This window comes from Mycolicibacterium vulneris, from assembly GCF_002104765.1.
GTDB lineage: Bacteria > Actinomycetota > Actinomycetes > Mycobacteriales > Mycobacteriaceae > Mycobacterium > Mycobacterium vulneris.
Window position 1 is genome coordinate 160,659 of sequence record NZ_NCXM01000005.1, and the last position, 24,541, is coordinate 185,199.

General features: G+C 65.7%; 19 protein-coding genes and 4 pseudogenes. 10 read left to right on the plus strand and 13 right to left on the minus strand.

Annotated elements, in window-relative coordinates; translation table 11 throughout:
- Position 1: 1 nt before the first annotated feature.
- Genes B8W69_RS06815 through B8W69_RS06825 form a run of 3 tightly spaced genes read right to left on the minus strand, consistent with a single transcriptional unit; the run spans position 2 to position 3,601 of the window.
- Complete coding sequence (locus B8W69_RS06815; protein ID WP_085289143.1) at positions 2 to 1,159, minus strand: thiolase family protein; 1,158 nt, start codon at positions 1,157 to 1,159, stop codon at positions 2 to 4.
- Positions 1,156 to 2,370: a CaiB/BaiF CoA transferase family protein gene (locus B8W69_RS06820; protein ID WP_085289214.1), complete on the minus strand. Its 1,215-nt coding sequence runs from the start codon at positions 2,368 to 2,370 to the stop codon at positions 1,156 to 1,158. The genes B8W69_RS06815 and B8W69_RS06820 overlap by 4 nt, the downstream gene beginning before the upstream one ends.
- Positions 2,371 to 2,392: 22 nt before the next feature.
- Entirely contained in the window at positions 2,393 to 3,601 is a 1,209-nt protein-coding gene (locus tag B8W69_RS06825; RefSeq protein WP_085289144.1) for a cytochrome P450, read from the minus strand.
- A gap of 236 nt (positions 3,602 to 3,837) precedes the next feature.
- On the opposite strand from B8W69_RS06825, the pseudogene B8W69_RS06830 reads away from it, so the two are divergent.
- Positions 3,838 to 4,532 (plus strand): annotated as a pseudogene (locus B8W69_RS06830) (aldehyde dehydrogenase family protein); the annotation flags it as partial.
- Between the two features lie 35 nt (positions 4,533 to 4,567).
- Here B8W69_RS06830 and B8W69_RS06835 read toward each other — a convergent pair.
- The 4 genes and pseudogenes from B8W69_RS06835 to B8W69_RS06850 form a co-directional block, all read right to left on the minus strand.
- The gene (locus B8W69_RS06835; protein WP_085289145.1) at positions 4,568 to 6,220 is read right to left on the minus strand and encodes a medium-chain acyl-CoA ligase Mig; all 1,653 of its coding nucleotides are present in this window, start codon (positions 6,218 to 6,220) and stop codon (positions 4,568 to 4,570) included.
- Positions 6,221 to 6,228: 8 nt separating this feature from the next.
- A pseudogene (locus tag B8W69_RS06840) lies at positions 6,229 to 6,459 on the minus strand (hotdog domain-containing protein); the annotation flags it as partial.
- A 105-nt stretch (positions 6,460 to 6,564) separates the two neighbouring features.
- The gene (locus B8W69_RS06845) at positions 6,565 to 7,194 is read right to left on the minus strand and encodes a cysteine hydrolase family protein (protein WP_085289146.1); all 630 of its coding nucleotides are present in this window, start codon (positions 7,192 to 7,194) and stop codon (positions 6,565 to 6,567) included.
- Entirely contained in the window at positions 7,191 to 8,198 is a 1,008-nt protein-coding gene (locus B8W69_RS06850) for a Rieske 2Fe-2S domain-containing protein (RefSeq protein ID WP_085289147.1), read from the minus strand. Before B8W69_RS06850 ends, B8W69_RS06845 begins: the two co-directional genes overlap by 4 nt.
- Positions 8,199 to 8,514: 316 nt before the next feature.
- Between B8W69_RS06850 and B8W69_RS06855 the strand changes: the two are divergent.
- From B8W69_RS06855 to B8W69_RS06865, 3 genes and pseudogenes are all read left to right on the plus strand, one after another.
- Positions 8,515 to 8,898, plus strand: a pseudogene (locus tag B8W69_RS06855) (alpha/beta hydrolase); the annotation flags it as partial.
- A pseudogene (locus B8W69_RS06860) lies at positions 8,898 to 9,115 on the plus strand (hypothetical protein). The pseudogenes B8W69_RS06855 and B8W69_RS06860, both read left to right, overlap by 1 nt.
- Positions 9,112 to 10,155, plus strand: a complete 1,044-nt coding sequence (locus B8W69_RS06865; protein WP_181447343.1) for a TIGR03857 family LLM class F420-dependent oxidoreductase — start codon at positions 9,112 to 9,114, stop codon at positions 10,153 to 10,155. The pseudogene B8W69_RS06860 and the gene B8W69_RS06865 overlap by 4 nt, the downstream one beginning before the upstream one ends.
- 22 nt (positions 10,156 to 10,177) lie before the next feature.
- On the opposite strand, the gene B8W69_RS06870 is transcribed toward B8W69_RS06865, so the two are convergent.
- Positions 10,178 to 11,674, minus strand: a complete 1,497-nt coding sequence (locus B8W69_RS06870) for an acyl-CoA carboxylase subunit beta (protein WP_085289149.1) — start codon at positions 11,672 to 11,674, stop codon at positions 10,178 to 10,180.
- A 158-nt stretch (positions 11,675 to 11,832) separates the two neighbouring features.
- Between B8W69_RS06870 and B8W69_RS06875 the strand changes: the two genes are divergently transcribed.
- Positions 11,833 to 13,053 carry a cytochrome P450 gene (locus B8W69_RS06875; RefSeq protein WP_085289150.1) on the plus strand — a complete coding sequence of 407 codons (1,221 nt, stop codon included), beginning with the start codon at positions 11,833 to 11,835 and terminating at the stop codon, positions 13,051 to 13,053.
- Between the two features lie 412 nt (positions 13,054 to 13,465).
- The gene (locus B8W69_RS06880) at positions 13,466 to 14,350 is read left to right on the plus strand and encodes a 3-hydroxyacyl-CoA dehydrogenase family protein (protein WP_181447344.1); all 885 of its coding nucleotides are present in this window, start codon (positions 13,466 to 13,468) and stop codon (positions 14,348 to 14,350) included.
- A gap of 126 nt (positions 14,351 to 14,476) precedes the next feature.
- Here B8W69_RS06880 and B8W69_RS06885 read toward each other — a convergent pair whose 3' ends face one another.
- The 3 genes from B8W69_RS06885 to B8W69_RS06895 are packed head-to-tail and all read right to left on the minus strand — an operon-like array spanning position 14,477 to position 17,910.
- Entirely contained in the window at positions 14,477 to 14,722 is a 246-nt protein-coding gene (locus B8W69_RS06885; protein ID WP_085289151.1) for a hypothetical protein, read from the minus strand.
- Positions 14,723 to 14,728: 6 nt separating this feature from the next.
- Positions 14,729 to 16,150: a phytoene desaturase family protein gene (locus tag B8W69_RS06890; protein WP_085289152.1), complete on the minus strand. Its 1,422-nt coding sequence runs from the start codon at positions 16,148 to 16,150 to the stop codon at positions 14,729 to 14,731.
- Positions 16,147 to 17,910: a DUF3556 domain-containing protein gene (locus tag B8W69_RS06895; RefSeq protein WP_085289153.1), complete on the minus strand. Its 1,764-nt coding sequence runs from the start codon at positions 17,908 to 17,910 to the stop codon at positions 16,147 to 16,149. The genes B8W69_RS06890 and B8W69_RS06895 overlap by 4 nt, the downstream gene beginning before the upstream one ends.
- Before the next feature lie 218 nt (positions 17,911 to 18,128).
- On the opposite strand from B8W69_RS06895, the gene B8W69_RS06900 reads away from it, so the two are divergent.
- The gene (locus B8W69_RS06900; RefSeq protein WP_439330596.1) at positions 18,129 to 19,334 is read left to right on the plus strand and encodes a PucR family transcriptional regulator; all 1,206 of its coding nucleotides are present in this window, start codon (positions 18,129 to 18,131) and stop codon (positions 19,332 to 19,334) included.
- Positions 19,335 to 19,340: 6 nt separating this feature from the next.
- On the opposite strand, the gene B8W69_RS30525 is transcribed toward B8W69_RS06900, so the two are convergent.
- The gene (locus B8W69_RS30525; protein ID WP_165762566.1) at positions 19,341 to 19,478 is read right to left on the minus strand and encodes a hypothetical protein; all 138 of its coding nucleotides are present in this window, start codon (positions 19,476 to 19,478) and stop codon (positions 19,341 to 19,343) included.
- A 162-nt stretch (positions 19,479 to 19,640) separates the two neighbouring features.
- On the opposite strand from B8W69_RS30525, the gene B8W69_RS30910 reads away from it, so the two are divergent.
- Entirely contained in the window at positions 19,641 to 19,958 is a 318-nt protein-coding gene (locus tag B8W69_RS30910; protein ID WP_181447345.1) for a hypothetical protein, read from the plus strand.
- Here the strand turns inward: B8W69_RS30910 and B8W69_RS06905 are convergent.
- On the minus strand, positions 19,955 to 21,178 hold the full coding sequence (locus tag B8W69_RS06905; protein ID WP_085289155.1) for a PucR family transcriptional regulator: 1,224 nt from the start codon (positions 21,176 to 21,178) through the stop codon (positions 19,955 to 19,957). The genes B8W69_RS30910 and B8W69_RS06905 overlap by 4 nt on opposite strands.
- A 145-nt stretch (positions 21,179 to 21,323) precedes the next feature.
- Here B8W69_RS06905 and B8W69_RS06910 point away from each other — a divergent pair, with 145 nt between their 5' ends.
- Positions 21,324 to 22,835 carry a long-chain-fatty-acid--CoA ligase gene (locus tag B8W69_RS06910; RefSeq protein WP_085289156.1) on the plus strand — a complete coding sequence of 504 codons (1,512 nt, stop codon included), beginning with the start codon at positions 21,324 to 21,326 and terminating at the stop codon, positions 22,833 to 22,835.
- A 2-nt stretch (positions 22,836 to 22,837) separates the two neighbouring features.
- On the plus strand, positions 22,838 to 24,538 hold the full coding sequence (locus B8W69_RS06915; protein WP_085289157.1) for a PHA/PHB synthase family protein: 1,701 nt from the start codon (positions 22,838 to 22,840) through the stop codon (positions 24,536 to 24,538).
- The last annotated feature ends 3 nt before the right edge of the window (positions 24,539 to 24,541 follow it).

Sequence of the window (24,541 nt, forward strand, 5' to 3'; positions counted from 1 at the left end):
GTCAGGTCGTGAGGATGGTCGCCGCGGCGGTGCCCGGCGCGCCGTACAGCTGGGCGAATCCCACCTTCGGGTTGCCCGGCACCTGTCGTTCGCCCGCCTCGCCGCGGAGTTGGCGCACGATCTCGTGGATCTGCCGCAGGCCGGAGGCGCCGATGGGCTCGCCGTTGGCGATCAGCCCGCCGTCGGTGTTGACCGGCATCGCGCCGTTGATCTCGGTGGCGCCGTCGGCCAGGAGCTTCTCCTGATCGCCGTGTTCGCAGAACCCGCACTCGGCCATGTGGATGATCTCTGCGCCGGCGTCGGTGTCCTGTAACTGGATCACGTCGACATCGTCGGGCGCGATGCCGGCCTTCTCGAACGCGGTGCGGGCGGCGTAAACCGTTGGGGCCCGGTCTTCTTCGATCGGCGCGCAGGTGGTGTTCACCTCGTACGCCCCGTAGCGACGGGTGCGCACCTCCACAGCCCGCAGATAGACGGGCTTGGAGGTATATCGGTGCGCGATGTCCGCTCGGCACATGACCACGGCGGCGGCGCCTTCATCGGGCGCGCAGAACATGTATTGGGTCAGCGGATAATTCAGCATCGCAGAGTTCAGGATGTCTTGTTCGGAGATCGGTTTGCGGCGAAACGCGTTGGGGTTGATGGCCCCGTTGCGGAAGTTTTTGGCGGCGACCTTGGCCAGGGTCTGCTGGGAGATGCCGTGATCGTGCAGGTAGCGGTTGGCTTTCATGCCGAAGAACTGGGTGGTCAGATACTGTCCGTTCTCGGCATACCAGCGCGGCATTCCGACCAGGGCGGGGTCCTCGGTGAACGCGCCGCGCGGATGTTTGTCCAGGCCGACGGCGATCCCGATGTCGTAGTCGCCCAATCGGATGCCGTCGGCGCACGCCTTGGCGGCGCTGGCGGCGGTCGCGCACGCGTTGAACACATTGGTGAACGGGATGCCGGTCAGGCCGACCATGCCGACGATCGCGTCCGGGTTGGCCACCGTCCAGCTCCCGCCGGTGGCGAACTGGACGTCCCGCCACGCGATACCGGCGTCGGCCACCGCGGCGAGAATGGCGTCGACGCCCATCTGCATCGCCGACTTGCCCTCGAAGCGCCCGAACGGGTGCAAACCCACGCCGATGATGGCGATATCGTTGTTATTGGAGGTCACGCAATGGCTCCTGCATTCTTGAGTTCCTCGATGCGGTCCCAGTCCATGCCGAGCTCCATCAGGACCAGCTCGGTGTGCTCGCTGGCCTGCGGCGCCCGTGTCGTCGTCAACGGCTCGTGGTTGAACTGAACGGGGCCGCGGACCACGCGGAACGGCTTGCCGCCGCCGGCGAGCTCGACCTCCGCGATCATGTCGTTGGCGATCGCCTGCTCGTCCTGGACCAGGTCGATGAGGCTCTGGAACGGCGCCCACTGACCCTTCATGGTCTTGAGGTGCTGACGCCAATAGTCAAAAGGCTTGCCGGAAAAGGCCTTTGAAATCAGTTCGGCGGCCGCGTCGGCGTTCTGTATCAACGGGAGCGCCTCGGAGAAGCGGGGATCGTCGGCCGCCTCGGGAATGCCCAGGTGTTCGAAGGTGTCGCGGATCAGCCCGGTCGGGCTGATGATGCACAGGTTGATGGTGCCGCCGTCGGAGGTTTCATAGTTACCCATGAAGGGATTCACCGAGGCCGCGCCCGAACCCGGCATGGGCGTGCGCATGACCTCGCCGGTCTCCATGCCCTGCGTCACACTGGCGCCCGCCGCCCACCACGCCGTGCTCAGCAGCGACACGTCCAGTTCGACGGCCTCGCCGGTGCGCTCGCGATGCAGCAGCGCGGCCGAGATGCCGCCGGCGATGAACATGCCGCCGATCGAATCGCCGAATGCGGGAATGCCTTGTCCCAGTGCGCCGCCCAGCTCCTCGGGGGTCAGGGCGTACCCGATGCCGCTGCGCGTCCAGAACGCCGTGCCGTCATAGCCGCCGGTGTCACGCTCGGCGCCTTTGTCGCCGTAGGCCGAGCCGCGGGCGTATACGATGTTCGGGTTCACCGCGCGAATATGCTCCACGTCGAACTTGTGCTTCTGGCGCTGCGCGGGCATGTAGTTGGTCAGAAACACATCCGCGGTCTTGGCCAGCTCGTAGATCACTTCCTGACCGCCCGGTGTGGAGACGTCGATCCCGACGCTGCGTTTACCGCGGTTGGGATGTTCCATCAGCGGGTGCCGTTCCGGATCGACTTGAATGCCACCCATATTCAAAAAGCCGCGCTGGGTGTCGCCGCGCGCCGGGTGTTCGACTTTGATGACGTCCGCTCCCCAGTCGGCCAGGATGGCTCCGGCCGCCGGAACGAAGGTGAACTGCGCAAGCTCCAGGACCCGTAAGCCCGTCATGACTTTGACCATTTCGCCGACCCTACTTCGCGTCGAACGTCACCGGAAGCGCATTCGGCGACCGGAACGGCTGACCGTGGATGTGCGGGTCATCGTCGGCCAGCAAGGCAACGTTGGTCAGCCGGTCCAGCAGGCACTCCATCGCGACGCGCGTTTCCAACCGCGCCAGATGCAGACCCAAGCAGGTGTGCTCACCGGCGGCGAACGAGATGTGTGGCACGTGCTTGCGGAAGATGTCGAAGTCTTCGGAGCGTTCCCAACGCCGTTCGTCGCGGTTGGCCGAACCGATGCACACGCCGATCACCGAACGAGCCGGAATCTTCACACCTTCCACCTCGGTGTCTTCGGTCGTGAAGCGTTGCACGACGGTCAGCGGCGTCTCGTAGCGCAGCCCTTCCTCGATGGCCGGCGCCAGCAACTCGCGGTCGGCTTGCACCGCGGCGAACTGCTCCGGATGGGTCAGCAACAGATACAGCAGGTTTCCCGACGAGCGATAGGTGGTCTCCAGGCCGGCGGGCAGCAGCAGCCGCAGGAACGAGTAAATGGCTTCGTCGGTGAGCTTTTCGCCGTCGATCTCCGCGGTGACCAGGTCGCCGATGATGTCCTCGGTGGGCTTGGACTTGCGCTGTTCGATCTGTTCGACGAAGTAGTCCTTGAGCGCCGCCGACGCCTCGAAGGCGCCCTCGTAGTTGACGTGGTAGCTGATCAATTGGACGGCGCGCTTGCGGAACATCGGCAGGTCGTTGGCCGGCAGTCCCAGCAGCTTGGCGATGACGCGGGTGGGGAATTCGAAGGTGAAGTTCCGGATCAGGTCGGCGCGACCGGTCTCGATGAACTCGTCGATCAGGCCATTGCAGATCGGCCGCACGATGGTGGGCTCCCAGCGGGCCAGCGCCTTGGACTTGAACGCCGCGGAGACCAGGTTGCGGTGTTCACGGTGCCTCTTGCCCTCCATCGCCAGAATCGTCGGCCCCATGAACAGGCCGATGGTCTTGTCGTATGGCTTGGAACTGAACACCCGTCCGTCCCGGAACACCGTGTTGACCGCGTCGAACGACATCGCCGAGTACTCCTGCTTGGGCATCAGGGACTCGGGCGTCTTGGAGTAGTCCATCACCGTGCCGGCGAACACGCCGGCCTCCCGCCGCTTGCGGGCGAAGAACGGGTAGGGGTCACGCAGGCTGACGGTTTCGTCGCCGGCACCGGCGGCGGTGTGAACGTTGGTCGTCACCTGATCTCCCGGATCTCAGCACGATCGAACACTTACTTCGTAAGATCGTACTGTAATTATTACAGTAGGCAATATGGGCATGACCACGCGAGTTCGCTCGCCGGTCCGGACACCGAAGGTGATTCATGAGCACACTCGACGAACGCGCTCACGGCACTGTCGAACAGCGGGCCGCTGAGCTGGATGCGGTCTTGCAGCGGCAACGGCGTGCCTTCATGAACGAGGAGCCGCCCAGCCCCGACTATGTGTTCGTGCCCGACGGGCGGCTGGACGCCTTCGTCGATGTCGCCCGGAATACCTTGCACGACATGTTCGGAAGCATCGTGTCGAACAAGGACTACTGCTCGAGTGTTTCGACCGCGTCGTCGGGCTGATCGAGGATGCCCGAGACAAGGGGGCCGGCGTGGAAATCATTGCGCCGGTGGGGGAGTCGCTACCGGACCGGGCCTCGCGCAAGATCGCACCCACTATCGTCCGAAACGTCGACGAGCGCATGAAGATCGCGAGCGGGGAGATCTTCGGTCCGGTCCTCGTGGTCAAGGCGTACTCGGGGCTGACGGAGGCCATCGACTACATCAACGATCGGCCGGCGCCGTTGGTGGCGTACTGGTATGGACCCGACGATGCGGACTTCCGCACCTTCGTTCGCAGCACCCGTAGCGGCGGTGTCGCCCGCAATGACTTTGCAGCACAGATGATTCCGTCTGCGGCGCCGTTCGGGGGCGTGGGCCGCAGCGGTATGGGCGCCTACCACGGCAAGGCCGGTTTCGACACCTTCAGCCATCACCGCACCGTGGTGGGCAACGATCTGCCGTTCAGCATCACCGGAAACGCGGCGCCGCCATTCGGCCGGTCGTTGCGGCTGGGCGCCGACGTGATGATGCGAATAACGAAGGCCCGCAACCGCCGCCGGCTAGGCGCGAGTCGGTAAGTTTCCCGGCCCTGGCCAACAGGCCCGCGTACCGGTCAGCCGCTCACCGCCTGCTCGCGCGCCCACCGGTAGTCGGCCTTACCCGACGGGCTGCGCTCGATGACCGAACGGAACACGATCGCTTTGGGCAGTTTGTAGCGCGCCAGCGTCTGCGCGGCGTGCGCCACCAGTTCTTCGGACTCGGCGCTGGCTCCCGGTGCGAGCGCCACCACGGCGACGACCTCCTGGCCCCACCGCTCGCTCGGCCGACCGGCGACCACCACGTCGGCCACCGCGGGATGCGACGCGATGGCCGTCTCGACTTCCTCGACGAAGATCTTCTCGCCGCCGGAATTTATGGTCACCGAATCCCGGCCCAGCAATTCGATGGAGCCGTCGGTGCCGTGCCGCGCGCGGTCACCGGGGACGGCGTACCGGACGCCGTCGATCACCGGAAATGTCTTGGCCGTCTTGGCCGCATCGCCCTTGTAACCGAGCGGAACATAGCCCCGCTGCGCCAGCCAGCCCATCCCGTCGTGGCCCGGCTCCAGGATTGCCGTCAGGTCCTCTGCCGCCACGAAAGTGTCCGGCCCGGCGTTGAACGTGCCGGTGGCCACCGCTCCCGACGTCGACATGTGGTGCATCTGCGCCCCGGTCTCCGACGAGCCGACACCATCGACCACAACCGCGTTCGGCAGCGTTTCGATCAAGCGCTGCTTGACGTACGGCGTCAGCAGCGCACCACCGTTGGCGACGACCGCAAGCGACGACACGTCGGCTATCCCCTTCTCGATGGCGGCCACCAAGGGGCGCGCCATCGCATCGCCCACCACGGTGACCACCATGACTTGTTCCCGCTCGATGGTGCGCACCACGTCGTCGGCGTCCAGGTGATCGACCACCGTCGGAAAGACGACGGACTGCCCCGTCGTGATCGCGGTCATCACACTCCACTGGGCGGCGCCATGGATCAGTGGCGGCAGAATCATCAGCTTGGTGCCCGGGCCCGACGCGGCGCGTTCGACGATCTCCTCGAGGGAGCTGGACGGCTCACCCGTCATCAGATTCCGGCCGCCGAAGGACGTCATGAAAATGTCGTGCTGGCGCCACAACACGCCCTTCGGCATGCCCGTCGTGCCACCGGTGTACAGAACGTACAGGTCGTCGGCGGAGTGCTGAACCGGCGGCGGTTCCGGGGACACCGACGCCAGGGCGGCCTCGTAATCGACTGCGCCCTCGAGTAAGTCGTTGCCCGAGTCGTCGGCGATCTGGATGAGCACGCGCAGCTGTGGTAGATCCGGCAGGATCTCGGCCACCTGCGGCGCGAACGCGGCGTGGTAGAGCAGCGCGGTCGCCCCGGAATCCGCCAGCAGGTATTGCAGCTCGCTCTTCACGTAGCGGAAGTTGACGTTGAACGGAGCAACCCGTGCCTCGAAGCTGCCCAGCAATGCCTCGACGAATTCGTTCCCGTTGTAGGCGTAAAGGCCCAGCAAGTCCTGGCCCACCTCGTGGCCGCCCAGCGCCGAGCGCTCGGTGTGGCAACCCAATCCCTGCGCGTGCAGATACGCGGCCAGCCGGTTGGAGCGCTCGATCACCTGCCGGTAGGTGTAGCGCCGGTCTCCCTGGATGATCAGCTCCCGATCGGGAATCGCGGCGGCGACGGCCTTCGCGACGGCCGGAACCGTGAATGTTGTTGTGGTGTCGGACATCGTGCCTCTCACGGCGGGTGGGGTAGCAAACGAACCATCAGGCCGTCGGCTTCGCTGAGCAAGGTTCCATCGGCGGCTATCATAGTAGCGTCAATGAAAACCTTCCTGCGGTCGACGTTTGTGATGCGGCCATGGGCGGTCAGTGGCTGGTCGATGGGGGTGATGCTGCGGAAGTCGACGTGCAGGTAGGCGGTGCGCGTCGGCCGGATGTCCGCGGCCGTCACGACCATGCCGAACAGCCTGCAGCCGGCGCAGCGCGGCGACGAACGGGCCCAGTGCCGCGGGCGCGTCCTCGACGGGTCTGACGTCGGGGAATCCGCCTCGAACTTCCGGCGCAGTTTCGGTCATCGCGTTCCTTGGTCCCAGGCCCGAAGCAGATCGTCGGTGCTGGTGATCGTGGCCAGCAGCGACAGGGTGTTGGCGATCATCGCTGCACCATAGTCGGCGGGCACGCCGGCAACAGCGTCGCGGGGGACGACCACCCGGTAGGCGGCATTGACGGCATCCATGACGAGGTTGGGAATCGCGATGTTCAGCGAAACACCCACCACGACAATGGTCGACACCCCGAGATTGCGCAGCACCACGTCCAGGTCCGTGCCGCCCATCGGGCCCACGCCGTGCCACCGGCGCAACACCAAATCCGAAGGCTCCGGCCCTAATTCGGGCAGCAGTTCCGCACCCGGCGTGCCGGGCGTGATGTCCACCTTGTTGCCGCCGCCCATCGCGAAGATCTTCGCGTTGTGGTTGGAGCCCAGCCCGTCGGGCCGCCGCTGCACCAGGCAGTGCACGACCCGCACCCCGGCCGCCCGGGCCGCGGGCAGCAGACGCGCGATGTTGGGCAGCGTCTCGCGGCGGGCCTCCTCGGCGAGCATCGCCAGTCCCGCGTCGGGACCCATCACCGCGCCCTGGCACTCCTGGGTGATGATCGCGGTGTGCTCGGGTGCGGCCAGTCCGGCCAGTCGGTCCGTCATGCGGGGGCGTCCACCGGGGCGACGTCATAGAACTGCGTCGCCCACTTCCGCAGCGCCATATAGCCTTTCGCGTCGACTTTCGACAACGCGGGGTGTTCCACGTACTTCTGGTAGCGCCAGATCTGCAGATCGTCGAACACGGTGGACAGGAATTGTTTCTCGATGACGTCGCGCAGTTTGCCTTCGGGAACATCCGCGGTATCGCCCGGGAGCCGCGGCCACCAGATCGAGTAGAAAAGGTCCGAGCATTCGTCGTCGACCGGTGTGCAGGTGAAGATCAGCCGATGGTTCTGCGCGCCCTCGAAGACGCTGATCGCTCCGCCGAGACCGAACAGGTGGCTGTGGAACCGCAGCGCCAGGTCCTCGGGGTTGTCACTGCCCGCGTCCGGCCAGCCGGCGACGAACTGCCATTCCTGATCGACGATCTTCCAGTCCAGCACCCTGGGCGTCACGGTGGCGTGGTGCACGTATTCGAAATGCGCGCTGTCGGGGGCATTCTCGGCGACGATCTGCGGATGCACCGGTTCGCGCTCCGCGCGCCGGGAGAACTCCGGGTACGCCCGGTAATAGGCCGCCGGGTCCGTCTCGAACTGCGGGAACTTGTGAAAGATGTCCGGCATCTCCCATTGCCGCTCCTTGCCGTCCGGGTGGTGCCAGACGAACACGCAGTCGTACTGCTCCTGCACGGGAAACACCTTGAGACGGAGCCCGCGGTTGGGCCGGTCCGGCTGGTAGGGGATGTATCGGTTGGTGCCGTCCGGACCCCAGCGCCAGCCGTGGAAGGGGCACTCGACGCAGTCGCCGACCACCTTGCCGCCGTGACCGATGTGCGCGCCCAGGTGTTTGCAATGTGCTTCCAAGACGTGCAGCTCGCCCTGCTCATCCCGGTAGGCCACCAGATCCTCACCGAAATAGTGCAGCGGCCGAACCTCGCCGACGGGAAACTCTGGAGACCAGCCGACCATGAACCAGCCGGTGACTTTCCAGGTGAATGGGACTTTCACGCGAAGCCTCTCGATTCCTGATAGATACTAAGTCCGTTACAGTATAGATTTCAGCAGTCAGGTCCGTAAGCGGCAAGGGAGTGCGACGACTGAGGCGCTGACGAGTTGGTAGCGCAACTCCTGGTACAACGGCGGAAACGTGCCCGGTAAGAAACGGATGTACATGGGTAATACCGGCGGAATACCCGAATACCGGCGCCGCTGCGACGAAATCGCGGCCGGCGGATACACCGGTTTCAAACTGGCATAGCTGGCGAAGGTGAGCGACATGGCGACGGCGATGAGCGGGCTGGGCCTGGCTAGAGATGTGGTCCGTGAATTGCAGGTCGACGCTGTCGCTCTCTACACGCCGATCCTTGGGCTCAACGCGATGATCGCGCGCCACCTAAAGCGGTGGGGCACATCGCGCGAGGGGTTCCGCCAGTTGCTGGAATCCCCTGTCGTTACCCAGCTGACCTCGGTGATCGACCCGTTGGCGGCCACTCCGTCTCCGCCGCCGGATCGCCGGCTCATCGTCGGGGCGTGGCACGACCGGATGGCGATGCGCGAGCCCGCCAACGCGTTGCAGGAACGTTGGGGCGGCCAACTGTACTGGTGCGACGGCAGCCACGTCGGGCACATCTTCTCCCGGCGTGTGCAGCGCGTCACCGATCGATTTCTGCGCGACGTGGCCGCGCGAAAAGCCGTGGTGCCCGACTGATGGCAGCCACGTGGACTGCTCGAACGGTGGTCGAGCTCTACAACCTCGTCGTGTGGAACGAGCGCAACATCGAGTTGGCCGACGACTTGTTGGCCGACACCGTCATTCGGCACGACGTCGGTGGGGCGCGCACGCCAGCATCGAGGTGTTCCGCGTCGTCGGCGGCAAAATTACCGAAATTTGGAACTGTGGTTATCAGCAAGGGGTTTGGAATTGAGTGACCGTGTCCTTGACGAGTTGGGCTTCTACCTGCTGGCCGGGGCGGGCGGTGAGGGACCGGCGACACTGATGGACGAGGCCCGCCGGGGCGAGGAACTCGGCTTCGGCACCGGATTCATCTCCGAGCGGTGGAATGTCAAAGAGGCGTCGTCTCTGGTCGGGGCGGCCTGCGCGGTGACCAACCGGATGCAAATCGCCACCGCCGCAACCAATCACAACACCCGTCATCCCCTGATCACCGGGTCGTGGGCGACCACGATGCATCGCCTGTCGGGCGGCCGGTTCACGTTGGGCGTCGGCCGCGGCATCGCCGCGATCTACGGGGCCTTCGGCATCCCGGCGGTGACGACGGCACAGATGGAGGACTGGGCCCAGGTCATGCGCCGGCTGTGGCACGGCGAGCTGATCTTCAACCACGACGGCCCGATGGGCAAGTACCCCATCCTGTTCCTCGACCCCGACTTCAACGAGGACATTCGGCTGGCCCTGGTGGCCTTCGGGCCCAATACGCTCGCGCTCGGCGGGCGCGTGTTCGACGATGTCATCCTGCACACCTATTTCAGGCCGGAGACCTTGCAGCGCAGCGTCAACACTGTGAAGTCGGCGGCGGAGAAGGCCGGCCGCGACCCGGACAGCGTGCGGGTGTGGTCGTGCTTCGCCACCGTCGGCGACCACCTACCAGAAGAGCTGCGGCTGAAGAAGACCGTGGCGCGTCTGGCCACCTATCTGCAGGGTTACGGCGATCTGCTGGTCAGCACCAACAACTGGGATCCCGCTGTGCTGCAACGGTTCCGAGAGGACCCGGTGGTCACCTCGATCGCGGGCGGCATCGATCACAAGGGCACGGCCGAGCAAATCGAGCACATCGCGACGCTGATTCCCGACGAATGGCTGGAGCCCTCGGCCACCGGGTCGGCGCAGCAGTGCGTGGATCGCATCCGCAAGGAATTCGACTACGGGGCCGACGCGGTCATCATGCACGGCGCCACACCCGACGAGCTCGAGCCGATCGTCGCGGCCTACCGCGCCGCGGATTAGCTTCAGCCGGCAGCCGCGCCAATCACGGCATGATGACGGTCCGGGTGACCGGTTCGGCTGCGGCCTGCCTGCTGGACAGGCCACGCTTCAGCGAGGCGAGCAGGGCGTCGCGCGTCTCACGAGGATCGATGAGTTCGTCGAACCCCATGTGTTCGGCAGAACGATAGGACGCCTGCAACTCGGCCTCACGCAACTTCGCGGTGACGTCCTCGCCCGCGTGCGTCGCACGGCCCAGCGCGGCCGCGCTCATGGCGCCCATCGTCGCGCCGGGGTAGGCGAAGGTCGCGGACTGGCTGTCGAAACCCAGCAGGGACATGACCATGGAGCCGAACCCGTATGCCTTGCGCAGCGTCACGTGCAGCTTCACCGTGGTGGCCGTGGTTTGGGCGGCGAACATTCGTGCGCCGGCGCGCAGCACACCGCTGCGCTCGGACCGGCTGCCGGGCAGCATGCCGGGATTGTCGGCGAGGAAGATGAGGGGCAGGTGGAACGAGTCGGCCACCATGATGAAGTGCGCCGCCTTGTCAGCGGCCGCGGCGTCGATGGAGCCGGCGAGCACCAGCGGCTGGTTGGCCACCACCGCGACCGGGTGACCACCGAGATGGGCCAGCGCGCAGATGATCGCCTTGCCGTACTGCGGCTGCACCTCGAACCAGTCGGGCCGGTCGAAGACCACGTCGAGCACGGCGCGCATGTCGTACACGCGGCGGTTGTCGCGGGACACGATGTCGAGCAGCTCCGGCGTCGCACGTGGCTCGGTTTCCTCGTCCTGCGGCAACGATGCGGGGTACGACCACGCGCTTGGCGGAAAGTAGGATAGGTAGCGCCGGACATCGTCGAGGACCGCCTCGTCGTCGTCGGCGACATTGTGGATCACCCCGCTGGGCAACGCGACATCCGGCCCGCCGAGGTCCTCCTTCGAAATGTCTTCTCCGGTGGACTCTTTGACGACGGGTGGCCCGGCGGTGAAGATCGCGCCCTGCCTGCTCATGATCCGGAAGTCGCAGACCGGGGCCACCAGCGCGCCGTGTCCGGCCGACGGCCCGAATACGGCACCGACGGTCGGCACGCGGCCCGAGCACCGCGCCTGGGCCAGTAGGTCGGTGGGGGTGCGGCCGTAGTGCGCGCCGCCGGGACGAAAACCGGCGCCTTCGAGCAGCATCACCAGCGGGATCTTGTCGCGCAGCGCCAGTTCGGCGATGCGGTATCGCTTGGAGTTGCCGCCGGGCCCGATGCTGCCCGCCATGGTGGTGAAGTCCTCAGCGCCCAGCATCACCGGTGAACCGTTGATCTCACCGGAGCCGACGATCAGGCCGTCGGCCGCGATCTCACCACCGACCAGGGTGCCGAGCTCGCGGAATGTGCCCGGGTCGAGGAGGTACTCGATTCGCGCGCGGGCGTCGATCTTGCCCTTGTTGCGGTGCTTGTCGAGTCGCTCCGGCCCGCCCATGTCCCGCGCGTGCTGACGGCGCCGCTCGAGATCCTCGAGCGTTTCTCCCCAATCCTGGGCTTTCGGCATGCCTCTGTCCTACCTCATGGAGATGCGTGGCGCGACCAGATTTGTAGGGTCACATACTGGATTGCTTACTGTAAAGTTACCCGCATGTCTGACGCCGGTCGTCGAGAGGTCGACGAGGCGTCCCAAATCGAGGAGTCTCACCAGTGAGCGCAACGACGATGGACGAGGCCGCCAAGCTATTGGCGGACCCGTTGGCGTATACCGACGAACGGCGCCTGCACGCGGCTTTGACCCACCTGCGTGCCAACGCTCCGGTGTCGTGGGTGGAGGTTCCGAACTATCGGCCGTTCTGGGCGATCACCAAACACGCCGACGTCATGGATATCGAACGCGACAACATGCTCTTCACCAACTGGCCGCGACCCGTGCTGACGACGGCGGAGGGCGACCAGATGCAGGCCGCTGCCGGCGTGCGCACGCTGATCCATCTCGACGATCCGCAACACCGGGTGGTGCGCGCGATCGGCTCAGACTGGTTCCGCCCAAAGGCGATGCGCGCGTTGAAGATGCGCGTCGACGAGCTGGCGAAGATCTACGTCGACAAGATGATGGCGACCGGCCCCGAATGTGATTTCGTCCAAGAAGTCGCCGTCAATTACCCGCTCTACGTGATCATGTCGCTGCTGGGCCTGCCCGAGGCCGATTTCCCGCGCATGCTCAAGCTGACCCAGGAGTTGTTCGGCAGCGACGACTCCGAGTTCAAGCGCGGCAGCACCAACGAGGATCAGCTGCCCGCGCTGCTCGACATGTTCCAGTACTTCAACGGGGTGACCGCGGCACGCCGCGAGCATCCGACCGAGGATCTCGCTTCGGCGATCGCGAACGCCCGCGTGGACGGCGAACCGCTGTCGGATATCGACACGGTGTCGTACTACCTGATCGTGGCCACCGCCGGTCACGACACCACCAGCGCGACCATCTCCGGCGGCCTGCAGGCGCTCATCGAAAACCCGGACCAGCTCGATCGCCTGCGCGACAACCTCGACCTGATGCCGTTGGCCACCGAGGAGATGATCCGCTGGGTCACCCCGGTCAAGGAGTTCATGCGGACCGCCAACGAGGACACCACCGTGCGTGGCGTGCCCATCGCCGCCGGGGATTCGGTTCTGCTGTCCTATGTTTCGGCCAACCGTGACGAGGATGTCTTCAACGATCCGTTCCGCTTCGACGTCGGTCGCGACCCGAACAAGCACGTCGCCTTCGGTTACGGTGTGCACTTCTGCATGGGTGCGGCGCTCGCGCGCATGGAGGTCAGTAGCTTCTTCTCCGAGCTGCTGCCCCGGCTCAAATCCGTTGATTTGACCGGTGATCCGGAGCTCGTTGCGACGACTTTCGTCGGCGGCCTCAAGCACCTGCCGGTACGCTACTCGTTGGCGTGACAGTTCGGTCATCGGGTGGGGTCGTCGGTCAAAGCTCACGTCGCGGGCGTGCACCGGCTCGTGGCACTCCCCGCAGCGCAATTCGCCGTGGATCCAATCGGCACACCCGCGGAGGATGCCCGCACAAGGTGATCGACACGCTTCTCAACTCCCGCGCGACGGTCGTGAACACCTCGAGTTCGTCGCAGAAATTACTTCCTCGAGTCGGGATCACCGACTTCGACACCACGGTTCAACGCCGACCCGGCATCGCCTACGCGCTCTCCAAAAGTTTTCGGGGTTCCCAAGCGGTGTTGTTACTGGGTTGGCCTCTTTCACAGTTATTCGAATCTGTCCGCGCGAACCAACGTTCAGCGGATTTTTGTGGTTCAAGGACGGATCTTTGCATGCGGCCGGGACTTAGCATGCGTGTGTGGCTGGCTCGTATATCTACACGTTCGATGACATCCGGAACCGCCCGGTCGCAGTGATCGGGGCGGGGACCCTGGGTCGGCGCATCGCGCTGATGTTCGCCAGCCGCGGCGGAAGCGTGCGAATCTATGCCCGGCGCGCCGAACAGCTCGCCGACGCGAAACAGTACGTCGCCGAGTCGCTACCGCAGCTGGTGTCCGACCGAGGCTTTGGCGAAGTTGGCATCGCGACTGGCACGAGTTCGCTCGACGAGGCAATGGACGACGCCTGGCTTGCCGTGGAGTCTGCACCGGAGAAGCTCGAGATCAAGATTCCGCTGTGGGGCCAGATCGACCAGGCCGCACCGGTGGGCACGATCTTCGCGACGAACTCTTCGTCCTACCCGTCGCGGCTAATGGCCGAAGACGTGCGCGACAAAACGCGTTTGTGCAACATGCATTTCTACATGCCGCCTCAGGTCAACGCGGTCGACCTGATGTCCGACGGTGAGACCGACCGCGGCCTGCTCGACACCTTGCTGACCGTCCTGCCCGAATTCGGCGTGCATCCCTTCGAGGCGCGCAAGGAGTCCACCGGGTTCATATTCAATCGCATCTGGGCCGCCATCAAGCGTGAGTCGCTGGCCGTCGTCGCCGAGGGCGTGGCCCGTCCGGAGGACGTCGACGGCATGTTCAGAGTCAATTGGGGCGTGCCGGCCGGGCCGTTTCAAATGATGGACCTGGTCGGCCTGGACGTCGTGCTCGACATCGAGAACCACTACGCGCAAGAGTTTCCGCACCTACCCGAGAACGTGCGGGAGTTATTGCAGGCCTACATCGATGCGGGCAAGCTCGGCATCAAGACCGGCGAGGGCTTCTACCCGTACAGTTCCGGCCCGCGAGCGTAACGCCACTGCGAAATGTGGCGCAATTTTTCGAAGTGGCGTTACGCTCGGCGAAGCGCGTTGGTGGCGAGCGACTTTCAGTTGCTCAAGACCAAGCGCCACTGCCACGCGGCTGTCCGGTCGTGGCCTTCAGGCCCGGACCGGCGTCCTGACCGGCCTCGCGACCCGGTAGCTGCCCTCGCTCTGAATCGCGTCCGCCTTGCTGATGCCCACGCCGGTGGTCATCAACCACCCGAAAGCCGGTGCGCCGGGGGCGACAATCGTCCCGCCGGCCTTGCCCGCCGATTTCAAGAATCGCTTGATGTCGATCCAACCCTCGGGTGGTGCTGCATGGAGCAGCGTAACGCGCGTGTAGTCGGTTGACTGCAATTGCACGAGGCGTCACGTCCGTCGGGCCAGGTAGGCGAGTGCGAGCTGGGCGGCGTTGGCGCCGCACATGCCATGCGCCCCGGGGCCCGGTGGGGTGGCCGCCGAGCAGATGTACATGCCCGGCACCCCAATGGTATAGGGCGACAGCGTGATTCGCGGCCCGAAGGTCAGCTGGCGGATGTCCTTGGCGCCAGTCATGATGTCGCCGCCGTCATAGTTGGCGTTGCAAGTGGCCATCTGGGTGGTCGAGCGAACGGTGTGGCCGACAACTCGTTCCCGGAAACCGGGGGCGAATCGCTCGATCTGGGCGACGATCGCCTCGGTCGCGTCGCCGGCGTAGCCGTTGGGGACGTGCGCGTAGCTCCACACCGGATGCGTATTGCCCACCGAGCGTTGCGGATCGGCGAGATACTGCTGACCGACCAGCACGAACGGCCGCTCAGGCATGCGGCCGGCGTGGATCTCCCGCTCGGTCGCGGCCAGTTCGGAATAGGTCCCGGCCAGATGCACCGTGCCGGCCCGGCGGGCGTCGGGGTTCGTCCAGGGCACGCCGCCGTCGACAGCGAAGTCGACCTTGAAAGCGCCGGGGCCGCGGCGAAACCTCCTGAACGCGCGGGAAACCCGGCGCGGCAGGCGATCTCCCAGGATCCCGGCGACCGAGCCCGGCGCCAGGTCGAACATCGTGACGTCCGCGGGCGGCAGCTGCGACGCCGCCTTGACCTGCACGCCGGTCTCGATCTTGCCGCCCAGGTCGGTCAGCAGCGCGACCATCGCGTCGGTGATCGATTGCGATCCCCCTTCGGCCACCGCCCAGCCGTGCCGGTGACCCGCCGCGATGATGCCCATCCCGATGGCGGAGGTCATCGGGTAGTGCAGCGGCCGGAAGGCATGGGCCGCAACGCCTCCGAACAACGCGCGCCCCTCTTCCGTGCGGAACAGCCGGGCGAAGGTCGATCCCGGAAGGACGGTGGGTGCGCCGAACCGGGCCAGCGTCAGCGGATGATGCGGGAATCGCAGCAGGGGCCGCATGATGTCCTCGCTCAGGGCGTCGAACCGGCCGGCCGCGTAGCCGAATGCGAGCCGCCAGCGCGACCCGTCGCGACCGAGGCCGGCCGCGGTCTCCTCCACCGAGCGGTGCAGCACACCGGCGCCGACACCGTGGAGTGGGTGCACACAATCGATCTCCGGCCAACGCCACGTCAAGCCGTACCGCTGCAGGTCGAAGCGGCCCAGGAACTGCGAGCCGACGGCCATCGGGTGGATCGCGGAGCAGTGGTCGTGCAGCAGGCCGGGGACGATCGCCTCGGCGCTGCGGGCGCCACCGCCCACCTCGTCGGCGGCCTCGAGCACGGTGACCTGCACGCCCTCGGCGGCCAGGCAGATGGCGGCGGCCAGACCGTTGGGTCCGCCGCCCACCACCAACGCGGTGCTCATGCCAACGCTCCGCGCAGCGACCAGCTGACCTGCGTCGGGATGGGGCCGTTGGGCAGCCAGGGTTGTTCGGCGACCGCGTCGGCCACCTTCCAGGTCCCGCGCTCGATGACCCCGAGCGCGGCGTCGATCAGCTGATAGTGCTGAACGCCGCTGCCGTAGGCCTCCGACTCCACCCACGCGATGACGCACTCGCCCGGCTCGAACGCGGCTTCGCTCTGCATGGCCTTGATCAAGTCTTCATTGTGCAGGTGACCGTCGCCGAAGTTGAAGCCGATGAGCGAGTTGCACACGAACTCACCCTCGCGCACGGTGCGCGTGTCGACGTCGGGCAGGTATGTCAGCAGCAGCGAGAACAGGCCGCGTGCCTGGCTGTGCATGGTTCGCCACGCGATCGTCTTCTGCAGGGTGATCTCGGCCCACTGCGGCTCGTAGCCCGCCGCGATGAACTGGTCGATCTGGTTGGACGCCGTGCGGGTGACCCGGTTCAGCTTCCGCTCGGTGCCGGGCGCGAAGGTCCACACCGCCGACGCCCAGTTGCCCGCGTACTGCCGCATCGCGGGCAGGAAGGACACTTTGTCCGGCCGCAGGTTGCCCAGGATCGGGTAGAACAGCAGCCCCGCGGCGATGACGAGCGCCAGCCACGGCGGCGACATGTTCCAGGGGGCGTATCCGTCGCGGTTGGGAAAGCCGAGGAACAGAAAGACCGTGCTGTAGGCGAAGACGACGTTCCATTCCAGCGGCACAGCCAGCGGGAAGGTCGAGATGATGAACAGGTGGAAGCCCACCATCAATAGCGCAGCACCCAGCGTCACCCACTTGTCGGTGGAGAAGAACAGGACGAGCGGAGCGATGATCTCGACCGTGGTGCCGTTGACGTGGGCCATGAAGTCCGCAAGACGTGACGGCCGCATGTCGCGCCCGAAGTCGCGGTAGTGGGCCCGTCGCACCCATTTGGGCGCGAATATCGTGTTGCTCACCATCGGAGGAATGACGTTGGAGAAGTGCTTACCGAACTTCGAGAAGCCGGCGCCGACCCACACCACCACGATCAGCATCTTCAGCGCGATGATCATGTTGGCGAACGGCAACACGGCGAAGAAGAACAACGCGGACAGGTACTGCTCGCCGCGGGCGCCCAGGAAGATGGTCTTGTCCCGCAAGCCGACGAGCACCAGCAGCGCGATCGGCGCGACGAGCAGTGCGGGGTTTACAAGCCCGGAATTGTTGTGCGGCAACGCCTTTGAGAGCGAGTCGCTATGTACGCCCGGGGCGATCAGGGCAACGGCGAGGCTCGCCAGCAGCGCCAGGTAGACCCCGATGTCGAACCAGGTGCGCCGATCGCCGCCGGTGAACGGCACCCACTTCCACGGTCGCAGCCGGATGGTCCCGGGGCGGGCCCAGAACAGGATGCCGCCGGTCATCGGCTTGACCTTGCCGGCCAGCGGCCCCCACGAGCCGGCCACGCCGATCGCCTCGAGCAGCACGGTCCACAGGATCACCTTCTGGTAGACGATGGGCTGGTTCCACCACTCGGACACGTGCCAGAAGGCGGGCAGCCCCGACGTCAACGTCGCGACGGTGATGCCGCCGATCCCGAAGAACGCGATCAGCTTCACGATGTAGATGGTGTGGATCATCTTCGGTGAGCCGAAGCCCTTTTCGCCCCAATCGATGGCGAGGATCCGCATCCGCTCCATCAGTGGTTTCTGCAAGAAAGTGTCGGGGTCGACCGCGGCCAGCACCGGTTGTGTGAATCCCATTTCAGTCGCTCCTTCGGGCGTCGCGGGTAATCGTGGCTACAACGCTAGGCGCGGTGTCGGGTGTCACACAGTCGCCAACCTACAAAGCCGCAGGCGGGAGTTATCGCCAGAAGACAACCTCGCCGTCTAACGTCATTGAGGTGAAGAAATCCCACGTCGACCTCGATGTCGGGGTGAACAGCTACGTGGCCGAGGTCGCGGGCCGATTGCTCGATCGGATGGCCGACGCGTCTTCGGTCATTCATCGCGCCCTCGAGGAGCAGGTCCCCGAGCTGCGCGGTGACGCGGCGTTGGTTGAGTTGCTGGGCACCAGCGTCGAGGGCAACGTGGACACGCTCTTGCACGCGTTGCGCTACGACATTGCGGTCGAGCGCGTCGAGGCGCCCACCGCGGCGCTGGAGTACGCGCGCAGATTGGCGCAGCACGGGGTGCCAGTCAACGCCCTGGTTCGCGCCTATCGGCTCGGTCAACGCCGGATGAACGAACTGGTTTTCGCCGAACTGCGGGAAATGGACATCCCGGAAGCGCTGAGAGTGGCGGTAATCGAGGCCATCACCGGCACGATGTTCGAGTACATCGACTGGATGTCACAGCAAGTCGTCGCCGTCTATGAAGACGAACGCGAACGATGGCTGGAGAACCAGAACAGTCTTCGCAACCTGCGGGTGCGAGAGATTCTGTCCGCAGACAAGGCCGTCGATGTCGATGCCGCAACCACGTCGATCCGCTATCCGCTGCGGTGGCATCACCTGGCACTGGTCATCTGGTACCCGGACGCTGAGGGCGACGAACTCGCCCGGCTGCAGCGGTTCGCTCGAGATCTGGACGAAACCGCCGGTGCCGCCGCCGGCCCGTTGTTTGTTGCCGCCGACCAAAGCTGCGCGTGGGTGTGGCTGCCGTATCGTGCCGCGGTCGCCGATGTCATCGCCAAGGTCCGCCGGTTCGTGCAGACACGACCCGACCCACCGAGCGTGGCAATCGGGACGATGGCCGCGGGGGCCGAAGGTTTTCGGCGCTCACACCGCGAGGCGGAGGAGGCACGCGGCGTAGCGATCCTGCGGAGGCGCCCCGATTCGCCGGCGCTGACGGTGATCGCCGCCGATGATCCAGGATTGTCCGTTGTGGCGCGCCTGGGCAGCGACGTCGCAGGCACCCGCGAGTGGGTGGCCACCGTGCTGGGCAATCTTGCCCGCGACAACGAGAACGACGCCCGGCTCCGGGAGACGTTGCGGGTCTTTCTGGGGTGCGGTTCCAGCTACAAGCTGGCCGCCGAGGAGCTGAACCTGCACTTCAACTCGGTGAAGTACCGCGTGGGCCGCGCCGTCGCCCGGCGCGGCCGCGGGATCGGCAGCGACAGGCTCGACGTCGAGCTCGCGTTGCTCGCCTGTCACTGGTACGGCACGGCGGTACTGCAGTCGAATTAAGCGGGATTACGCGGCGGCGGGTCGCAGGCGGGCCAGCGGCGCGGCCGGCCGGTTGGTCCCAAGAAGGACGTGGACAGCGGTGATGGCGGCGGGCAGAAGCACGGGGAACAGGACAATCAGCATTATCAGGGCGGGCAATAACATGGTTTCACCTACGTTTCTCCGCGTCGCGGAATGATCGGATGGGTTGTGGTACTTGATACTTCAGCTGGTTTGGTGACAACGTAGCGTTGCGTTCGACAAGAAACCTAACGGCCGCCACCCCGCCGCGGCGATGTCGCCGGAAAACCAACCTGCGGTGCGCCTTTGTCTTCCGGCGACAAATTGGCCGAGGGACCTTGTTACCGCGCCCCATACATCGGCGGTTTCGGCGCGACATTGTTCGCGACACCTGTGCGCGATGCCGAATTGTGTCGTCGCGGACATTTTTTGACGTCGATTCCGGCCGATGCTATTTGGATGACAAATACTGGTCAGACCGTGTTTGAAGGTCCACTACGGCAGCTTGCTCGCAGCGCGTGGCGGATGCTCCTGCTCATCGGCCTCGCCGCCGTGGCGCTGGGTGTCATAGTGCTGGTCTGGCCAGGCAAGACTCGCAGCCGGGCGAAAAGCGTGACCGGCTAGGGCAGTCGCCGCTCGACCTCCAACGCCAGACACAGCTCGGCGAGATCTTTTGGCCGCGAGAGTGATCGGCCGGTCAAGTCCTCGATGCGGCGCAGCCGGTGTCGCACCGTATTGGGGTGGCAGAAGATCTTCGCCGCGGTGTCATTGGCGGAGCCGCCCGCGTCGACCCAGGCCTGGAACGTGTCGAGCAGGATCACGCGCTCTTCTGCGGGCAGTTCGTCTATGCGCGACAGCACCAGCAACTTGATCTTCGCCATGACGTCGGGTGCGCTGACCGCGGCGACGGCCAGAGGGGTGTCGTCGAAGACGGAGACCAGCGACGTACCGGAGGATTTACCGGTGACCGTTACCCTGGCCAGGCGCAACGCGTCGCTGGTTTCGGCCAGTTCGCGAAACGACGGGCTGATGCCGACCCGCGCGGTCGCGGCTTGGCGGAGCACCTCGACGAGGGTGTCCATGCCGTCCTTCGTCTCCGGACCCCGAAGGTGGACGATGCCCACCTGCAAGTCGGGCAACAGCCGCCACGCCGACCGGATGTCGCGGGCGGACAGCTTGTTTTCGATCGTGGGCAGTCCCAGCTTTCCGATCGCGGGCAACTCGGCCGCCACCACGACGTAGGGCCCCGAAGTGGGCAGCCGGAGCAAATCCGCTGCTTCCCAAAGGCTTTGCATGTCGGTGATCCGGTGAGCCAGCAGCGCTTCCACCAACGCCGACCGTTCTTCCTCCCGCTCCAAGATCTTCGTGGTCAGCTGCTGGCGGTAGGCGGTGGCCATCGCCTGGGTAAAGGTGTCTTGCGCAAAGAAGACCCGCGCGGTGGCGTCAAGGATCGAGTCCGTGGGGATCGTCGCGGCGCGCGCGGTGGCGAGGGTCTCCTCCCACATGAAGCGGAAACCGATCCGGTAGGCGGTCATCACGGCCGGCAGCGGCACGCCGGCCAGCGCGCGGGCGGTGCCGGTGTGCTCCGCCGGCGCGACATCGACGTCGGCGTTCCCGGCGAGCGAGTCAAAGATGAACGTCACGTTCGCCACGCAACTTTCGGCCACTTCCTCCTTGGTGACGACGCTGCCGTCCCGGTAGGCGTCGATCTCGCGGCAGAGCAGATCCGCCATCGCCAATCCCAGCCTCCTGGCGCGGGCCAGCATGAGCTTCCCCAGCTCGACGACGTGTGGATCAGCCGCCGCGCCCCGCCGGGCGCCACGGGTTTTCGATGCCGTTCCCATACCCAGAAACCCTATGCCCGGGCATCGGCGGATGTGCACGATAACAGCGAACCGGTGTTGGTGTTGTTTGTGCAGACATTGTGGTGGCGCCTCGCCGAGAAGACCCTGGAGGTAAGCGCGTCACGCACTTCGGAGGAGGCTAGTCATGACCGCTCTGAGCGCCAATCTCGTTGCTTCGAGGGATCGTAACCCCAACCGCGTCGCCCTGCGCTGCGACGATTTGCAACTCACCTTCGCCGAATTCGACGCAGCAGCCGCCCGCGTCGCGACGCTGCTGCAGCAGGCCGGAATCGAGCCGGGCGACCGGGTGGGCCTGATGCTGCCTAACACTCCCGCATTCGCGATCGCGTTCTACGGCATCATGTATCGCGGCGCGGTCGCAGTTCCAATGAACCCGTTGCTCAAGGCCGGCGAAGTGTTCTACTACCTGTCCAACAGCGGCTCCAAGGCGCTGTTCGCGGCGCCCGCTTTCGCCGACGAAGCCATCGTCGGCGCCGGCGAGGTGGGCGCCCAGTGCTGGATCGTCGATGACGCCGGACTGGGCGAGCTGACCGCGGATCTACCGCGCCAGGACGCACCGGTGGAACGTGGCCACGACGACGTCGCGGTCATCCTGCACACATCGGGCACCACCGGCAAGCCCAAGGGCGCCATGCTCACCCACGGCAATCTGGGGCGCAATGCCGAGGTCGCCGTCCGCACCCTGGTCGAGACCGGGCCGGACGACGTCGTGATGGGTTGCTTGCCGCTATTCCACGTCTTCGGTCTGACCTGCGGGCTCAACGGCTCCGTGCTGGCCGGTGCCATGTTGACGCTCATCCCGCGGTTCGACCCGCGCAAGGCGCTCGAGGTGGTCGAGCGGGACAAGGTCACGGTGTTCGAGGGGGTGCCGACGATGTATTCGGCACTGCTCAGCGTGGCAGACCAGGCCGCGCCGGAGGCGGCGCGCAGTCTGCGTACCTGCGTCTCCGGTGGCGCGGCGCTGCCCGTCCAGGTCCTCGCAGACTTCGAAAAGGCTTTCGGCTGCACCGTTCTCGAGGGCTACGGGCTCTCGGAGAGCTCTCCGGCCGCCGCCTTCAATCACCCGCACCGGGAGCGCAAGGCGGGCTCGATCGGGACCCCGATCGAAGGTGTCCAGATGCGGATAGTTGATCTGGACGGAGTTGAGGTGCCCCAAGGGCAGACGGGCGAGATCCAGATCCGCGGGCACAACGTGATGAAGGGCTATTGGAACCTGCCCGACGCAACCAAGGCCACCATCACCACCGACGGATGGCTGAACACCGGGGACGTAGGACGCGTGGACGAGGACGGCTACTTCTACATCGTTGACCGAACCAAGGACATGATCATCCGCGGCGGCTACAACGTCTACCCGCGCGAGATCGAAGAGGTGCTCTACGAGCACCCGGAGGTGGCCGAGGCCGCCGTCGTCGGCATCCCGCACGACTCCCTTGGAGAAGAGGTCGGCGCCGCGGTCGCTCTCAAGGCAGGCGCCACAGCGACCGTCGACGAGTTGCGCGACTACGTCAAGGCCCGGGTGGCCGCCTACAAGTACCCGCGGACGGTATGGCTGGTCGAGGAGCTGCCAAAGGGGCCCACCGGCAAGGTCCAGAAACGCGACATCACCATTCCGACAACGGAAAGCACACGGTAATCATGGCCACCCCCAAGGATCCCACGACCAAACCCGACGAACTGGCCGCACCGCTCGACCTGCTCTTGACCAGCGCCACCAAGCCATTCGCCAGCCGGATGATGCCGAACGCCACCTGGGCCCGCCTTGCCGGCAACCTTGCTCAGCACCCCGGTGCGGTGGCCGACCGGGTCGGCGCCCTGACGCGTGAACTCGGTGGCATCGCGATCGGCAAGTCGCACCGCGCTCCGGCCCGCGCCGACAAACGCTTCGCTGACCCCGCGTGGCAAGAGAATCCGTTGCTGCACAGAATCATGCAGGCCTATCTCGCGGGTTCCGAGACCGCCGAGGAGTTGATTGCCGATGCCAACCTGGAATGGCGTGATAACGAGAAGATGCGGTTCGTCATGGACAACTTTGTGGAGGGCCTGGCGCCCAGCAACAACCCGCTGCTCAGTCCACTGGGTTGGAAGGCGCTGATCGACACCGGCGGCTTGAGCGCGATCCGAGGCGCGAGAGCCTTTGCCCGCGACATGCTTTCGAAGCCGCGGGTCCCGGCAATGGTCGAACCCGATGCCTTCGCGGTCGGGGAGACCCTGGCTATCACCAAAGGCGCGGTGGTGCTGCAAACCTCGGTGTTCGAGTTGATTCAATACGCCCCGCAGACAACGAAGGTGCGCGCCATTCCATTGCTGATGGTGCCGCCGGTGATCAACAAGTACTACGTGATGGATATCGCGCCCGGCCGCAGCATGATCGAGTACTTCGTCCAGCAGGGTCAGCAGGTGTTCACCATTTCATGGCGCAATCCGCACGCACGCCATAGGGATTGGGGTTTCGATAGCTACGGCGCGGCGATCATCGAGGCGATGGACGCGGCGGAGAAAATCACCGGGGCCGACAGGACCCACCTGCTGGCCACTTGCTCGGGCGGGATCCTGGCGGCGATGACGGCGGCGCACCTCGCCGAGATCGGTGAGGGCGATCGGGTCGCGGGCCTCAACCTGGCGGTCACCGTGCTCGATGAGACCCGCGCCGGCTTCGCGGCCGCAGCCATGAGCGACCGTGCGGCGCAGGCGGCGGTTCGGGTTTCGGCCAGGAAGGGCTACCTCGACGGCCGCGATATGGCGGAGTTGTTCGCCTGGCTGCGACCCACCGACCTGGTGTGGCGGTATGTGGTGAACAACTATGTGCAGGGCCGCAAGCCGGCGCCGTTCGATGTGTTGTTCTGGAACGCCGACACCACCCGGATGGCCGCCGCGCTGCACCGCGACCTGGTGCTGATGGGGCTGCGCAACGCGCTGGTCATACCGGGCGGGGTCAGCATGCTAGGCAGCGCAGTCGACCTGACGAAGATCACCGCAGACGCCTATGTCGTTGGTGGCGTCGCCGACCACATCTCACCGTGGCAGGCCACCTACCGCAGCGCGCGGCGGCTCGGCAGCAAGGACAACCGCTATGTCCTGTCCACGAGCGGTCACATCGCGGCGCTGGTCAACCCGCCCGGCAATCCGAAAGCATCGTTCCGCACGGGTCCGGTCGAGGCCGAGGACCCCGAACAATGGCTGGACTCCGCTGAAAAGTTCGCCGGCTCCTGGTGGCCGGACTACGTCAGCTGGCTCGCCGAGCGCAGTGGCCAAGAGGTCGAATCCCCTAAAGTCCTTGGTGGTGAGGACCTTCCACCTCTTGGCCCGGCGCCGGGCAGTTACGTCATGGAGAAGTGAGCG